General features: G+C 34.7%; 12 protein-coding genes and 1 pseudogene. 7 read left to right on the plus strand and 6 right to left on the minus strand.

All coding sequences use genetic code 11. The annotated features are described in order from the left end of the window. Positions 1-131: 131 nt before the first annotated feature. The 3 genes and pseudogenes from NMG88_RS17400 to NMG88_RS17410 form a co-directional block, all read left to right on the plus strand. Positions 132-368 (plus strand): annotated as a pseudogene (locus tag NMG88_RS17400) (response regulator); the annotation flags it as partial. A gap of 40 nt (positions 369-408) precedes the next feature. Beyond that, the gene (locus tag NMG88_RS17405) at positions 409-630 is read left to right on the plus strand and encodes an ATP-binding protein (protein WP_235751377.1); all 222 of its coding nucleotides are present in this window, start codon (positions 409-411) and stop codon (positions 628-630) included. Next, positions 615-2,204: a response regulator gene (locus NMG88_RS17410; RefSeq protein ID WP_227350490.1), complete on the plus strand. Its 1,590-nt coding sequence runs from the start codon at positions 615-617 to the stop codon at positions 2,202-2,204. Before NMG88_RS17405 ends, NMG88_RS17410 begins: the two co-directional genes overlap by 16 nt. A 350-nt stretch (positions 2,205-2,554) precedes the next feature. Here the strand turns inward: NMG88_RS17410 and NMG88_RS17415 are convergent, their stop codons facing one another. The 3 genes from NMG88_RS17415 to NMG88_RS17425 form a co-directional block, all read right to left on the minus strand. Continuing rightward, positions 2,555-3,772 (minus strand): amino acid ABC transporter permease, encoded by a 1,218-nt coding sequence (locus NMG88_RS17415; protein ID WP_235751376.1) that lies wholly within the window; start codon positions 3,770-3,772, stop codon positions 2,555-2,557. Between the two features lie 86 nt (positions 3,773-3,858). After that, positions 3,859-4,893, minus strand: a complete 1,035-nt coding sequence (gene rlmN / locus NMG88_RS17420) for a dual-specificity RNA methyltransferase RlmN (protein ID WP_254033190.1) — start codon at positions 4,891-4,893, stop codon at positions 3,859-3,861. Positions 4,894-4,946: 53 nt separating this feature from the next. Then, positions 4,947-5,549 (minus strand): Uma2 family endonuclease, encoded by a 603-nt coding sequence (locus tag NMG88_RS17425; RefSeq protein WP_227381643.1) that lies wholly within the window; start codon positions 5,547-5,549, stop codon positions 4,947-4,949. Positions 5,550-5,599: 50 nt separating this feature from the next. Between NMG88_RS17425 and NMG88_RS17430 the strand changes: the two genes are divergently transcribed. The 3 genes from NMG88_RS17430 (at position 5,600) to NMG88_RS17440 (ending at position 13,719) form a co-directional block, all read left to right on the plus strand. Beyond that, entirely contained in the window at positions 5,600-8,734 is a 3,135-nt protein-coding gene (locus tag NMG88_RS17430) for a hypothetical protein (RefSeq protein ID WP_235751374.1), read from the plus strand. A gap of 25 nt (positions 8,735-8,759) precedes the next feature. Beyond that, positions 8,760-12,431: a helicase-related protein gene (locus tag NMG88_RS17435; RefSeq protein WP_254035656.1), complete on the plus strand. Its 3,672-nt coding sequence runs from the start codon at positions 8,760-8,762 to the stop codon at positions 12,429-12,431. 106 nt (positions 12,432-12,537) lie between these two features. Continuing rightward, entirely contained in the window at positions 12,538-13,719 is a 1,182-nt protein-coding gene (locus NMG88_RS17440; RefSeq protein ID WP_042153813.1) for an AAA family ATPase, read from the plus strand. 38 nt (positions 13,720-13,757) lie between these two features. Here the strand turns inward: NMG88_RS17440 and NMG88_RS17445 are convergent, their stop codons facing one another. The 3 genes from NMG88_RS17445 to NMG88_RS17455 all read right to left on the minus strand — a co-directional run bounded on the left by NMG88_RS17445 (position 13,758) and on the right by NMG88_RS17455 (position 14,763). Continuing rightward, on the minus strand, positions 13,758-14,153 hold the full coding sequence (locus tag NMG88_RS17445) for a hypothetical protein (RefSeq protein ID WP_026785534.1): 396 nt from the start codon (positions 14,151-14,153) through the stop codon (positions 13,758-13,760). 79 nt (positions 14,154-14,232) lie between these two features. Continuing rightward, a complete protein-coding gene (locus NMG88_RS17450) occupies positions 14,233-14,490 on the minus strand; it encodes a type II toxin-antitoxin system RelE family toxin (protein WP_042153804.1) in 258 nt (85 codons plus the stop codon). A 6-nt stretch (positions 14,491-14,496) separates the two neighbouring features. After that, the gene (locus NMG88_RS17455) at positions 14,497-14,763 is read right to left on the minus strand and encodes a hypothetical protein (RefSeq protein WP_051319731.1); all 267 of its coding nucleotides are present in this window, start codon (positions 14,761-14,763) and stop codon (positions 14,497-14,499) included. 175 nt (positions 14,764-14,938) lie between these two features. Here NMG88_RS17455 and hslO point away from each other — a divergent pair, with 175 nt between their 5' ends. After that, entirely contained in the window at positions 14,939-15,871 is a 933-nt protein-coding gene (gene hslO / locus NMG88_RS17460) for an Hsp33 family molecular chaperone HslO (protein WP_042153803.1), read from the plus strand. The last annotated feature ends 42 nt before the right edge of the window (positions 15,872-15,913 follow it).

Raw genomic sequence — 15,913 nt, forward strand, 5'->3', positions numbered from 1 at the left:
TTTTTCGCTTAACTACACCTTCAATCAGCAAGGACGGGGTTATCTCCCCCCTCAGCAGGTATCCGAATTCCTTGTGATCTAATTTTCAAAGTTATAATCAAAAATATGTTAAGTGCTTGAGGGAACCACAATTGAATCAGCCTTCTATTTTAGTGGTCGATGATCAACCTCGTAATTTTGATGTCCTGGAATCACTGTTAAGCAGTCAGAATTATGAGTTACACTATGCTTCTAGTGGACAAGAAGCCCTCGAATCCCTAGAACTCATCCCACTGGATCTAATTTTATTAGATGTGATGATGCCAGAAATGGACGGGATTGAGGTTTGCTCTCGGATTAAAGCCAATCCCCAATGGCAATCAATTCCAAATTCCTGATTTTGATGGCACGATTAAGATAGATCAAGCGATGTTTCAGCGAGTTTTAGATAATTTACTCTCTAATTCTATTAAGTTCTCTCCCCAAGAAAGTCAGATTATCGTCATTGCTGAACATCTCCCCGAAGGAGGGACAAAAATTAAAATTGCTGATTATGGGCAAGGCGTACCCGATAATTTAAAACAATGTATTTTCGAGAAATATGAAATTGGGACGACGATAATCAGGGGGAATTTGTGTCTGAATCTGTGAAAACAGGAGTTAATTCAATTCTAAATATTAAAATCGAAGAAAATTGTTTAAAAGAACAAGATAAATTTCCCGATCCCCAGAATCAAATTCTAATTGATGATATTTATCAAGTCAAAAAAAGTGACTGTTATTCTCGTTTTTTAGAACAATTTAAAATTCAAGCTAATTTGTTAATTCCCTTAGTTATTAATGGAAAATTCTGGGGTTTATTTTGCATTCATCAATGTTATGAACCTCGAAAATGGCAAGAATTAGAAATTGATTATGTCCAACAAATTGCCAATCAATTATCGATCGCAATTCAACAAACAGATCTGTTTAAGCAGATTAATAAAGAATTAACAGAAAAACAGAAAGCCGAAGCAAAATTAACCGAAAGTAACCAACAATTGGAAATATCTAATCAACAACTTGCCCAAGCAACTCGTCTCAAAAATGAGTTTCTTGCTAATATGAGCCATGAATTGCGTACTCCCCTAAATGCTATTTTAGGGATGTCCGAAGCTCTCCAAGAGGAAATATTTGGCGGAATCAACGATAAACAACAACAAGCAATAGAAACTATTGCCACCAGTGGCACTCATTTACTATCATTAATTAATGATATCCTCGATATCGCTAAAATTGAATCAGGAAAATTTGAAATAGAATGCGCTCCTACATCCATTCAGCATTTATGCGAATCAAGTTTGCTTTTTATCAAACAGCAATCTCTACAAAAAAGGATTACAATTCAGACGAAAATTCCCCCAAAGCTACCAGAAATTATCGTAGATGAACGGCGCCTCCGACAAGTTTTAATTAATCTACTCGATAATGCTATTAAATTCACCCCCGCCGGGGGAAAAATCACATTTGATGTTACTATTGAAAATTCCTCATCTATAGGCTTTGCCGTCACCGATACGGGTATTGGTATTACTCCTGAAAATCTCGCTAAACTGTTTCAACCCTTTATCCAAATTGATAGTGCTTTAAATCGTCAATATGCGGGGACAGGTTTAGGACTTACCCTGGTTAAACGAATTGTGGAAATGCACGGTGGGGAGGTAAAAGTTGAGAGTACAATTGATCTCGGTAGTTGTTTTGCCTTCCGTCTCCCTTGTCAAGATTTACTATTAAAATCTCCTCAATCTCCTAGTGAAAATGGGTTAAATTTAGATCCAAGTTCTACAAATCAAGCATTACAAGAACTGTCGGTAATTCTATTAGCAGAAGATCATGAAGCTAATATTATTACTATCTCTCGTTATCTGAAGGCAAAAGGATACCAAATCATCTTAGCGGGAAATGGTCAAGAGGCAATTGATCAGGCAAAATTACACGATCCAGATTTAATTTTAATGGATATTCAGATGCCTGTTATGGATGGTTTAGAAGCAATTCAACGGATTCGTGAGGATAGCGATCGCAAACTAGCTAATATACCTATTATTGCCCTCACAGCCCTAGCAATGACTAGCGATAAACAAAAATGCTTAGAAGCAGGTGCAAATGACTATTTGACTAAACCTGTTAAACTCAGTCAACTCACAAGTACAATTCAACAAATATTAGCCCAAGGGAAAAACTAATCAATGTGTTATAGCAGGGAACACCGGAACATTCCCCCCAAACCCCCCGTGCACGGGGGGTTTGGGGGAGGAGGGAACAGGGTAGAAGATGTGTAATTAATTCTGTTTAGGTACTTATCTGTTTACCTCGTTAAGAAATATTACGAATTGGGGATAGAAAGAAGTGATTAGCCACCCGAACAAGTATTTGTAGGAAACATTCAGGGATGGAATATTAGTTACATTAAATCCGTGAGGATTTTTGCTACTTGGCGGACTTTGTTTGTATAGATGCGAATTCTATTTGCCCAAAACTATTCTATTCTATTCGCTATTATATTCGCTATTCACCCCAAACAAAAAGGGTTTATTTATTTATGCTCCGTATTCAATTGTTGTTCTAATTTTTGACTAGCTATCGACATCCCATAACAAAATACCCAATACAAAATCCCAACGAAAATATAAACCTCTAAATGTCGTCCTAAAAACTTAGGGTTGGCTAAAATAGAGCGACTTATTCCTAATAATTCCATTAATCCCACAATTGACAGTAAAGTTGTATCTTGAAATAGGCTAATAAACTGACCTACAATTGAAGGAATTGCCACTTTTAAGGCTTGGGGTAAAACAATTAAACTCACCGTTAAAGGTGTATTTAATCCCAATGCTTTAGCGGCTTCGGTTTGACCTCTGGGAATACCTTGTAAACCCCCTCGGATGTTCTCCGCTAAATAGGCTGAACTAAACATAGTTAATCCAATAATAGCGCGTAAAATGCGATCGGGTCGCGCTCCTTCAGGAAGGAATAAAGGCAGTAAAATTTGACCCATAAATAGAATAGTAATTAAGGGTAATCCTCGAATTACTTCAATATAAACCGTTGATAAAATTCTGATTATGGGTAAATTGCTTTGTCGCCCTAATGCTAATAATATTCCAATGGGAAAACATAATAAAATACTAATAATTGACATCAATAATGTCAACATTAGTCCCCCCCATAGGTTAGTTTCAACTACTTTTAATCCCAGTCCACCGCCAATAAACCAAACACAAATTAATAGTAATAAAAACCAAGAAAAAGGCAACCACTTTCCCAGTTTTGGTTGAGTATTTCCAATGGTTTTACCCCCCCAAGCAACCGCTACCAATAATAATATCATCACAATTAATAGCAGACGAAAAACTATTGGAGTGGGAGTAATAACCGCTAAAATTCCGATTAAACTAATCCCAATTAAGATATTTTTACTAAATAAAATTCTGGTATTTCTAGCTAAAAATCCCCAGGTTATCCCAGAAAAAATCGCAATCATTCCCAGCATAACCCACAATCGCCAATATTGATCAACGGGAAAACGCCCCACAAAAAATAGGGGGAAGTTAGCAGGAATTACAGCCCATTTAGCAGTAGTAAAAGCCCAAGATATAAACCCCGTTAGCATTGACAATAACAGGGAACTAATTCCAATCGTAATTAGGGTATTATACCAAGTATTAAATAAGTTTTTTTGTAACCATTCCTTTGCGCTTAAAGCAATGGTTTCAGGCGGTTGATGGCTGGGCGGGGATTGTACAGAAGTCATTGTCTATTAGATCTTGTATTTTGGGTTTTTATTATAGCGGTATAGGGGAAAATATACCACTATAATCAAAATATACTCTTGAAAATCTAAGCCTGAGAAGCGCGTAATTGTCCACAAGCTGCATCCGCTTCTAACCCCCTGGAATATCTCACACTCACGGCAATTTTACGCTCTTTTAAGATATCCATAAACTCATTAATTCCTTGGGTATTTGGTCGTTTATAATCGACTTCTTGAATCGGGTTATAGGGAATCAAATTAACATGACTTTGAAATCCTCTTAACTGACTGGCTAATTCTATGGCGTGTTCGGGTAAATCATTTAATCCCGCTAAAAGGATATATTCAAAACTAATTCTTCTTCCAGTTAATTTAACATAATCTCGACATTCTGCAAATAATTGGGATAGGGGATAAGCCTTGGCGCTGGGAATTAATTCTTCTCTAATATTTTGATAGGAAGCGTGTAAACTCACGGCTAAAGTTACTTGCAAATCATATTCTGCAAATTCGCGAATTTTTCCTCGTAAACCAACCGTAGAAACAGTGATCATTCGTTGTCCAATTCCCACATCTTGATTCAAGGATTTAATCGCAGCAATCACGTTTTCTGTGTTTAATAAAGGTTCTCCCATTCCCATAAACACAATATTACTAACTCGTCGTTGGAAATCCTCTTGGACTGTTAACACTTGATCAATGATTTCATGGGGTTCTAAATTGCGAGTAAAGCCGCCTTTTCCCGTCGCACAAAAATCACACCCCATCGGACAACCCACCTGGGAAGAAACACAAACCGTTAAGCGTTTTTCGCTAGGGATTCCCACCGCTTCAATAATTTGACCATCGGCTAATTTTAATAAATATTTAATGGTTTTATCAGGAGCGATCGCTTGATAATGAATAGTGGAGCGACCAATATTAACATCCCCAACTGTCTCCCGCCATTGTTTAGAAAATACCGTAATTTCCCCTAGGGATTTTGCGCCTTTGTGATAAATCCAATCATATAATTGCTTCCCTCGATAAGCAGGTTGTCCCTGCTGTTTTACCCAGTCGGTGAGTTGTTCTAAAGATAAACCGAGTAGGGGAGTTGATGTCGAGTTTGCAGTAGTAATCATAACAGTTAATAATAACCAGTATAGGAAAATTAGACAGAAATAGATATCAGATATTATATCTGATCTTTTAATATTTGTTCGGCTGTTAGTTCCAGATTAGGAAAAGTTTTTGATTGAATTTGATCACCTCCAGTAAACTCCAAGCTATCATACCATCCATCAACTAATGTCAGAATTGTGACTTGATTTTCCAAAGGATCAACTATCCAATATTCAGAAATTTCCAAAACACTATATTCCGCTTTTTTGGCGCGGTAATCCGTTCGTTTAGTAGACTCACTCACCACTTCAACAATTAATAAAGGTACGGGTTGATTCATTGTAATCACCGCTTCTTTATTTTGTAATTCTCGCCATTGTTCTAGTGGTAAAATCACAACATCAGGAATTCTAACTGTATCCCATCTTCCCCCACGGGGAGATTGAATACCCAGAACACTCTGAATAGCAGTCCAATTTGAACCCATACGCTCGATTTCTGCATCAAAAGTGCGCTCTAAAAATTTGATAATTGCACCGTGTTTTCCTGTTCCTAAACTCATATTAATTAGTTCTCCGTTAACCAGTTCATAGCGGGTATCTGTACCATCGTTGTAATTGAGATATTCAGCTAGGTTTAGGGGTTTTGTTGTTAATTCAGACTTTACAGTTACCATAAAAGATTGTAGTATGGATATGACTCATACAATTATGACATATTTTGACAATGACTGATCAACATATTCTGCAAGAAACCTTCGATTCCCTTCCCAAATTAGATTATATTCCCTTATTGGATACTATTCTAAAAGAACTTAAAACAACAACTACCCCTATTTTTCAACTTTCTCCCGATCAAAATCGTCTCCTAATTCGTGCTTATGATTTCGCCTATAAAATAGCAACTGAAAATAAAACCCTCAATCCCTTAACCCAAACCACTGGAATTCGCGCCGCCACCGTTAATTTTGAAGATACTGCTAAATTCTGTGATAAAATTAGACAAATTCAACAGTTATTAAAAGAAAAATTAAATCTAGCTTGTCAACCCGAATCTCCTGAAAATATCCTAGTTAAGATTTGTAGCGATTTGGGAGAATTTAATCAGGAAAAAGATTCCCTTCCCTTCAACTATGATTTTAGCAAACAACCCCCATTTACCTCCAAACGCCTAACCCTTGAAAATAGTTTTACCCCCAATCGTAGCAGTGGAAGTCATGCAAATATTAAAGCACATCATTTTAATATTAGATTTACAGGATTAGCAGATTTTCAAGACAATTTATGCGCATATATTCGACATCATATTAATACTATTACCGATGAAAATTCATCAGAAAGACAGGATCTCAATGGGTTATTTAATGAACTATCAGATCGACCCGACTCTAGTTTAAATAACCTCAGAAGCATTATCGATCAAGAGGCGTTACCTCGTCTTTTACGCGATCTTAAAATCGACTATTTAGAGTATCTCAAAAAAGGATGGAAAAAAACTCATTCTAATGCAAATTCTCCTGACTTAACGCTGTTACAAACCTTAATTAATCGCTTTAAAATAGTGATTGAATATGTCAATGATACCAATTTAGATAACGCCCATTATGACATTACTTATTTAGGAGAAACCGTTAACCTCAGAACCGTATTTTCTCAATCCGATGCGTTTGATAGTTTACCCATTATTCCTGATTATCAAGGAGTAATTGGGGAAAGTTATAACCGCAATAGTAATAATTTCAAAGAATTTAATTTAGGAATCCGTTTAAAGTTGAATGGTTCCGTTAGTGCTTATAATGAAAAATCTTCCTTAGATTATCATATCGCAGAAATCGACCCTACCAGTCCCCGACATCGAGAATATTTACAAAATTCTAACAAAGCAAAAAGTTTTAAAACTAGAGTTTTAAAAAACGTTTGTTTGTATTATCTGATTTTTGCGATTGATGAAACAGGAAACACACCCGACGAAGAATATAACCCTATTGTTCAATTTGAACAGGAAGTTTTAAGAGTTTTTCAGTCCAATCAAACCAACCCAGAAGCAATTACTCAACTTTTATCAACCATCAAAAATAAAATTGCTGATTCTGCTTGGGAAGTCAATCGCAAAGTCAATCGTTTAAAATCATTTTTGCAAGATTTTTTAATCCAAAAAACAGTTTTAAATTATGAACAGAAAACAGTTAAATTGCGTTTACACAAGGATATTCTTTACCAAAAACCGATTGATATTATTAATAGTCAAAACTTTTTTAAAATCAACCTAGATGATGATGATACCAGTCGTTCACGCTCATCAGCAAGAGAAGCATTAGCTTATTTAAAAGTCGGAGAAAATCAACTAAGTCAAGACTCTTTAGCATCTTTAGAAGTAACTTTTACCTTTGATGATGTTCGTTATTTTACCGTGGAGGAAGAACAGAAATTTGCTCTCAGGTATAATATTGATGGGATTAAAGCACTACCTGTGGTGTTTTATCCCATCAAAAACTTAAATGATGAAGAAATAAAAAAAACAGGTAAAAAAATCAAAGCTCATCCTCTATATGAGAAGCATTTTAAAGAGAAAAAACTAATAGCAATTTATTATAATATTACCAAGCTGAGAACAACTATATTTAAAGATAATCAATCTCCTGAAGCAAGAATTTATCGCCAAGTCTTTAGTTTATTAACCTATTTGTGTATTAGCGTTTGTCAAAATCCCCTCAAAGACCAAAATTTGTTTATTCCTATCTTACGATTTCATGTACAAAGTACCATTGATGATAGCGAAGATGAGAAATATTTAAGGACTTTAACTCGATCTTTAGCACATATTTTAAGACGAGATTGTTTAGCAAATGATCAGGGATTAAATACTAAGAATAGGGAGGATAAAGGTTTTAACTATCGAGTTAGAAATGCTTTATCTTCCCTCTATTCCCTGCTTCCCAAACGGTTTAAATTTAATAGTGATTTTAAACCACAATTAGATAAATTAGCAATTGTTGTTGTTTCCAGTTGGGTGAGTGATGCGGTTTGGAATGAACCGGATAAAAACCAACGGATTTCTAATATTTACGGTGAGATTGTTTTAATTGAAAGAGATCCCGATAAATCCGATATCATTCAAATCAATAACTTTAAAACCTTTTCTAGTAACGAAAAACATGAACAATTGTATCAACAACCAACCATAATTCGAGATGAAATCACTAAATTATATGAAGAAAAAGGATATCGACACTTTTTATATGTTGCGAAAGCACCATACAGTAGACGTTTAGGATTAATTCGCTCAGAATCTGACCCAGATTCCCTATTTTTTATGTCGGAAACGGTGATTAAATACCTCAAAGATGGAAAACCAGATCTCAAACTGTATCCGATTTTTATGGATACCTATCCTGCTTTGAATTTAAAAACTAAAAATCAAGAATCTTTCTATATTCCCGATGTAGAAGAATTGAAAAAACTCTCTAATGATCCCAGTCAAAGGACTAAAGTATTTTTAAATTTGTTCACTGGAGTTACAGTTGATCAAAACCGAACCTTTTTTAATAGTGTAGTTTGCTATAGCACCCTGTTAAATATGTATGATGATGAACATACAAGAGATGTGATTTCAGGATTATTAGATGATTCTTCTCCTCTCCAAAAAACGATTTCAAACTATATTCTCTTGTTTCATTTTTCCCGTTATGAAAAAAGCTATAATAAAAATACTAATATCGTCTTAAAGTTAAATCCTTATAGTAAACTCATCGGAGATCAAGGATTAGGAACACTTTCAAACTTTACTTACTCCCCCAAAAATATTAATTTTAATACTTTAGCATTTTTAACCGTTGTTAGAAGTGCGATCTATGATTCATAAACTATTAATAATTGAGGAATAATCAATGAAATCTTCATTGGGAATACAATTAGGTCGAGTTTTTGAAATTGGGTTTAATTTAGGAATTTTAACCTATTTTAAACAAAGACAATTTAAACAATCCTATCAGGATATTTATGTGACTCCCCTAAGTCAGATTTATCTCTATAAAATTAGTGAAAAATTAGCGAATGAAAATCATTATTTTGATGGGTCAGATCGCAAAACGATTTTGAATTGGGTGAAGTTATTTTTGCAAAAAGGTTGGACTTCTGGGGTGACTTTTATTCGAGAATATAGGGAAGCAACGGCATGGAAATATGATCGAGAAATTGAGATTGTCTATTTTCAATGCGATTTTTATAATGATAACTGTTTTAATCTGATCGAAAAAACTGAAAGCGACGCTTATCGAGAGGTTTTAGAAACTCAAGGGTTTAATAATGTTGATATTATTCACTATAAACGCACAGGAGAGTTTTTAAGAGCAGATACGTTATTATTGACTCGCTATCGTGATCAATATCGAATTTTAGTGGTAGATTTATCAACTTTTACTACTTCTGCGATCTATGCGATTCAGGATATTAAAAATATTGATACTCTGAAAAATTTATTAAAAAAAGAGTTGAATTATATTCGCTCAAAATCTCAATTTTGTGGGTTAGAAATCGATCTGGGAGAGAAAAATAACTATCAGGTTTTTTCTCAAAAGTTATACCAATATTTTTCTGCTTTTTCGACCAAAGATAAAGAAGGGGTAAAAGTTATTCAATCTTGTAGTTATGCTTGGAGTTTTTATGATTTTTTGTTACAAAGTCGCCATTTAAAATCCAGTGATATCGTAAAATTTAACTGTTTTGGATATAGCGATCGCCTGATTAATGGAATTTCTCTGAATTTAGAATCATCATTAAAGATTTTAAAAACTTGTTATGATATCTACCGGGGTAAAGTAGAAGTCAATATTAAAGAAAACCGCGAAAAGGTTTTGAATGTGATCAAAAGTAATGGGTCAAAAAGTTTTAAAAATTCTGGTGATTTTGTTAGAAAAATTATTGAATCACAACCTAATCAAATTACCTCTATTGCTCATCAAGAAGTCTTAAAAGTTGGGGAATCAGACTTTTTTAATACTGCTGATAATATTCCTGAAACCTTACAGCGATCGCTTAATTTAACCCAACCAAACTTATCTCTAAGAGATGCTCATGCTGAGTTAATTCAGCGATCGCTCTCCGACCCCAAAATCCCCTATTTATTCCTAACTGGAAACCCAGGAATTGGTAAAACCACAGCTATTGCTAACTATATTTTACAGCATTTAGAAGCAGGAACACTATTATTTTATGTCAGTCCTCGGATTCAAGTAAATCGGGATATTATCGAAAAATTTTGCGACCCTGTTACCCATAAATTAAAAGATCACATTATTTGTTTAAATACCAATGCGATAATTTTAAATGATCAAAAAGGCGGTTGTGCGGTTGAATCTTATTATCATCTATTTTCCGAAGATGTACAAATCGGAAAAGTTAAGTTTTTAAATGCTAGTTTAGAGCGAGATTATCAGTATAAATCCTCTCAACGATTTGGGCGAAATTCCGAAGAAGTTTTAGAAGTAAAACCGCGAAATCAAGCGGGAGTTTTAGCGAGTTTATCGGAAGCAATTCATACTTGTTTTATTCATCCCGATCAATTTCCTAATAATATTATTGCGACCGCATCAATTCAAGCGTTAAAAGAAACAAGATCAGGAAATACCTTAAAACATTTAAAACGAATTTTTAGCAGTGTTTATAATTCTTCTACCCGTCGTGTCATTCCTGAAAAAATCAAAGCATTATCGCAACGGTTGAGAAATATTTTTATTATGATTGATGAAATTACCGGATCATCAGAAGGGGTTGCTTTTTTACATGGAATTAAAACTTTTATCGAAGAATACGACTTATTAAATCCTGATTATGGGTTTAATATTAAAGTGATTACTGCGGATGCTTCTTTAACCCTAAAAGATGTTGTTGAAAGTCATTTATCCGATCAAAACGTCCAAGCAGATAAAATTTTTGTTCGACAGGTTTCCGAAACCCAACAACAGTGTTTATGGGTGGATCAGTTTAAATTTTTAAATCAATACCCAGCAACTTTAATTAATGCAAATTCCTATCCCGCTTCTCAATTAACAATAGATTATCAAGTCTTGATTCACTCACTCAATGACCAAGAAAATAACGAAGATAATTCAACCTTAATTAATCAAATGATCGATATCATTAAAAGCGATATTTTGCAACGGTTAAATCAAAATCAAGGTCAAATTATTGTTTATATTCAAAATAAAGATAAACTCAAAAAACTGATTGATCTAATTGCGAAGCAACTCCCTAAGTTTGAGGTAAAAGAAGATTATTTAGAAATTCATGCGAGTCTTTCTGAGTATGAAATCACCAATATTCAAAAATATAAGGATAGCGTTAATGTCATTTTTATGACTGCTTCCGCATCTCGCGGTTTATCCTTCCCAAATACCAGGTATATTTTAGTAGAAATTCCAGGGTTTCAAATCGAACAAAATTTAATGGAAATTATTCAAGTTATCTATAGAGGTCGCGGGGGAAGTTTAGATCAAGGGGAAAAATTTATTAAGTTTTATCTATCGGATAAAGCAATCTATTTTACCCCTAAAGTTGATCAAGATAATCACCCTTTATCTCCAGCACAATCTCAGGAATTAGCCAAAATTTCTTTACAAGAATCCTGTTTAAGTGCGTTGAATATTCTGATTATTTTAAAAGCATCAATTATGACTCGAATTGTAGGATCGGGTCAAATTGGATTTCAAAGTTATGTGATGATTCCAATTGGGGGAAAGTCAATTAAACAAGGAGGAGATAGTTTTTTAGGGTCAATGGTAACTCTATATCAGGAAGTCCAAAAAGAGTCTAAAAAGCGTCGTCAAGATCAACGCTTAAAGGAGATTTCCCAACGGTTATTAAATTTATTGTCCGCTCAAAAAATAGAAATTTATCGTCCTCCTGTCACCTCTAAAAATCAACAAGAAGTATCTTATTTATCTTTGGGATGGGAAATTTTATCTAAATTGGAAAAAAGTTTAGATCAATTTTTGGATCTTCCCCCATTAGAAAAAACCTATGTGCGAGGAAGTTTATTGATTATTCCGTTATCGGAAAAAACGGTTAGGGAAATTAATTATATTGATTTATCTCGGATTTTTGCTTTAGAAAATAGCGATTTTCTTCAACAACTCTGGGGTTTAGCAAAGGAAAATTACCCCAAACAAATTAAGACACTGGTTGCTTCTGCTTTGGAATTAGTCTACAGTTTAGGGGAGGTTAAAGAGCGATCACAACAAGTAATACAAACTTCTAAAAGTTGCGATCGCTATTATGCTTTTCCCATTCAAACTTTTTTAACTTTTCCCGAATTAGAGGAATATTTTTTAAGTAATTTGCAGTTACCTCCATCCTTTCAGGATATTTTAAGACGCTTAGTTTATGCTCTCGCTTCTGCGGATAATATTCTACCTGCTGATGGGAATTATAAAAATCTTCCCTATGTGGTTTTTAATACTAACTCGATGGATAAACTTGGTAAAAATTTGTTTAATGAAAATCAACTTTTTCACTCTAAGGAAATGAATATTTTAAACTTAATTTTGTCTCAAAGTGATTGACAATCCCAAAGACTTATGATATAATGATTGAAGACTTGACTTTCTCTAAAAAATGGTAAAAATCAATTTTTCACAAACCTTTTAAATCCGAAATAGGAAGATAACCATGATTCAAGAGATTACCATTAAAAACTTTAAATCCATTGATCAATTGAAACTTAAACTGGGAAGGGTAACGGTTTTGATTGGTGAAAATGGTTGTGGAAAAACGAATATTTTGGAAGCGATCGCGTTAAGTTCAGCCGCAGCTAGTGATAAACTCGATCATGAGTTTTTAGCATCCAGAGGAATTAGAATAACGGAACCTCAATTCATGCGATCCGCTTTTAATTCTGATGATCTTAACCAAGATTCTGATGATCTTAACCAAGAAATTGAAACATCTTTCCAGTTTAAAAATGATAAGATTATTACCTATAATTTACAACATGATGGTAAACCCTACTCTGGTTGGGTTAGTAAGATTTCGGGAATTTCAGAGGAAATCTCTGAAATCAAGATATATGATACGTTATTTTATCGAGGTTTTGAAAACCAGGGTATTTTTTCAGGTCTATCAGAAGCAGATCATGTTCAACAAACCATAAAACGGCATATTATGGAAAATTCTGATAATTTAACTTTAAAAAAATTTTTGATTTTTTCTCCAGAGAACTCAAGTTTACGAATTTTTAAAGAAGAAGGTCAAATTCAACCTTTGGGAATTCATGGAGAAGGATTATTTAAACTATTAACGGTTTTAAATGCAGAAAAAAATCAAGAAAAAATTCAAGAGATAAAAGAAAAAATGCAGCTTATAGATTGGTTTAAAGATTTCAGTATTCCTGATGAATTCTCTCTGAATCAAAAAACCCTTAAAATTGCTGATCGATACCTTATTTCACGAAAACAAAAATACTTTGATCAAAATAGTTCTAATGAAGGATTTTTATTTTTACTATTCTATTTTTGTCTGTTTATTAGTGATAATACCCCTAAATTTTTTGCGGTAGATAATATTGATGTTTCCCTAAACCCCAGATTGGGACGTAGATTAGTTCAAGAATTAGTACAGTTAGCACAAAAATATGATCGACAGGTTATTTTTACCACTCATAATCCTGGTATTTTAGATGGATTAGATTTGGAGGATGATCAACAAAGACTTTTTGTAATTTACCGTAATCAATTAGGTTATACTAAAGCAAGAAGGATTTTACCTCCAAAACCTCTGGAGGGACAGGAACCTGTGAGATTATCAGAAGCATTTTTACGCGGTTATATTGGGGGATTACCCAAAAATTTTTAGTTATGATTACTTTTGGATTAATTACTGAAGGACTCCAACTAAGTTTGGGGCTTATTCTTATTAACTAAAAACTCGCGTAACCTAATTAAATTGAGAGTTTGACCTAAATTCAAAGGTAATATAGAAATCCCTTCTAAACGAGATTGTACCCAACCTTCTCCCCAATACCACTCATGAAATCCATCAATTCCCTGACTTAATAATAGTCTTAAACAATTAGGTTGGCTGACATCAACATAATGTTGAATTGTCACCGGGCCAAGGGAAGTGGTAAAGGTTAATCCTGGTTGGAATTGTTCAGGAAGTCCGGGGTTAAACTGTTGGGGCCATAACCATTTTTGCAACTGACTCGGACGTAATAAACTATCTCGAATATCAGCTTCTTTGGCGTTGACTTCAATACGGAGACTACTGTGTTGGAACGTACCGAGCATAATAATTTTACTTTAATAACGGTATATTTTTTTATTGTAACATTGGTTATGAAAAATCTGGGTAATTAGATCAAAAATTTTAGTTTCTATACACTTCCCGTCTATGACCTACTTCAACAATTAGAACAATGAGAAGGTCATCTTCAATTTGATAAATGATTCTATAATCGCCTACTCGTAAACGTAACAATCCTTTTCTCCCTTGTAAGGCTTTTATCCCAAAAGGTCTAGGATTAATTGATAAAGCGTCAATTTTGGGTTGAAGCTGTTCTTGAACAAGTTGAGGCAAAGCCTTGAATTGACGCTGGGCTTTTTTAGAAAACTGTATTCTGTACATCGACACTTAATCCAGTCCGGCTTTAATATCTTCCCAAGAAACGGTTCCTTCTGTTTCTGCTGATAATAGTCCCTCTAATCCATCAATTGTATCTAACAAGTCTTCCAATTTTTCCACTTCAATCACAATCAATTGCTGGGAACTAATTTTTTCTAAAAGTTCAGGAACAGAAACTTCTAAACTTTCTGCAACAGACTGAACTCCTAACCAAACTTCATCATTGAGAATTAACGGATCACAACTGGGAAAGGAATTACTAATTTTTTGACTCATAATAATTTGGGTCTAAATTATCTGTAATTATAGATTTAACGGTTTTGCTGGTCACAACTGACGCAATTATTATCATTTATTATATCAAATCAAAATCAATTTTGACTGACCCCTAACACCTGATCCCAGAAAAAATTAAAATGGGAGCAGGTACAAATTGTTAAAAACTGTAAACATGGCAGATCAACTAATTCGGGCAACGGCGGCAGAGGGCGGAATTCGGGCTGTAGGAGTGATTACCACCCGTTTGACGGAAGAAGCCAGACAACGACACAAACTCTCCTATGTGGCAACCGCAGCCCTAGGACGCACCATGGCCGCCGGGTTGCTCTTAGCATCGAGTATGAAGCGGGCCACATCCAGAGTCAATATCCGCATCAAGGGCGATGGGCCATTGGATGGGGTCTTGGTGGATGCGGGGTTAAATGGGACTGTCCGGGGCTATGTGGGCAACCCCGATGTGGAATTACCCCCCAATTCCCAGGGCAAATTAGATGTAGGTGGGGCTGTGGGCCAGAATGGTTATGTGCGAGTGGTGCGAGATGTTGGTTATGGCTATCCCTATACCAGCACAGTTGAATTAGTTTCTGGTGAAATTGGTGATGATATTACCAACTATTTAGCTAATTCTGAACAGACACCTTCGGCTTTAATCTTAGGGGTATTTGTTGATAAACAAGGAGTGCAAGCGGCGGGGGGTTTATTATTACAAGTATTACCAAAAGCCGCAACGGATGAAGAATTAATTACTAAATTAGAATCCCGGGTTGCTAGTTTATCTGGGTTTACTCCTTTATTGAGAGCGCATAAAACCCTACCGGATATTTTGCAAGAATTATTAGGAGATATAGGATTAGTAATTTTACCCGAATCTCAATTAGTTCGCTTTGATTGTAGTTGTTCTTTTGAACGGGTATTAGGGGCTTTAAAAATGTTCGGGACGGAAGAACTTCAAGATATGATTGAAAAAGATAACGGTGCGGAAGCAAAATGTGAATTTTGCGGAGAAATGTATCAGGCTAATTCCGATCATCTCCACCAACTGATTGAAGATTTACGCATAAAACCAGAACCGGAAGAAGTGCGGAAAAATTCGATTTTATTTTAAAAATGTTTCCTACACATTCTCCGGTAGAGACGTTCCATGCAA

It is taken from the genome of Planktothrix agardhii (assembly GCF_904830935.1).
GTDB classification, from domain to species: domain Bacteria; phylum Cyanobacteriota; class Cyanobacteriia; order Cyanobacteriales; family Microcoleaceae; genus Planktothrix; species Planktothrix agardhii.

What these genes read in the sequence shown, in the direction of transcription:
- NMG88_RS17405 (WP_235751377.1), top strand. Translation starts at nt 409, where the DNA reads ATGTTTCAGCGAGTTTTAGATAATTTACTCTCTAATTCTATTAAGTTC.
- NMG88_RS17415 (WP_235751376.1), bottom strand. Translation starts at nt 3,772, where the DNA reads ATGACTTCTGTACAATCCCCGCCCAGCCATCAACCGCCTGAAACCATT.
- rlmN (WP_254033190.1), bottom strand. Translation starts at nt 4,893, where the DNA reads ATGATTACTACTGCAAACTCGACATCAACTCCCCTACTCGGTTTATCT.
- NMG88_RS17425 (WP_227381643.1), bottom strand. Translation starts at nt 5,549, where the DNA reads ATGGTAACTGTAAAGTCTGAATTAACAACAAAACCCCTAAACCTAGCT.
- NMG88_RS17430 (WP_235751374.1), top strand. Translation starts at nt 5,600, where the DNA reads ATGACTGATCAACATATTCTGCAAGAAACCTTCGATTCCCTTCCCAAA.
- NMG88_RS17435 (WP_254035656.1), top strand. Translation starts at nt 8,760, where the DNA reads ATGAAATCTTCATTGGGAATACAATTAGGTCGAGTTTTTGAAATTGGG.
- NMG88_RS17440 (WP_042153813.1), top strand. Translation starts at nt 12,538, where the DNA reads ATGATTCAAGAGATTACCATTAAAAACTTTAAATCCATTGATCAATTG.
- NMG88_RS17445 (WP_026785534.1), bottom strand. Translation starts at nt 14,153, where the DNA reads ATGCTCGGTACGTTCCAACACAGTAGTCTCCGTATTGAAGTCAACGCC.
- NMG88_RS17450 (WP_042153804.1), bottom strand. Translation starts at nt 14,490, where the DNA reads ATGTACAGAATACAGTTTTCTAAAAAAGCCCAGCGTCAATTCAAGGCT.
- NMG88_RS17455 (WP_051319731.1), bottom strand. Translation starts at nt 14,763, where the DNA reads ATGAGTCAAAAAATTAGTAATTCCTTTCCCAGTTGTGATCCGTTAATT.
- hslO (WP_042153803.1), top strand. Translation starts at nt 14,939, where the DNA reads ATGGCAGATCAACTAATTCGGGCAACGGCGGCAGAGGGCGGAATTCGG.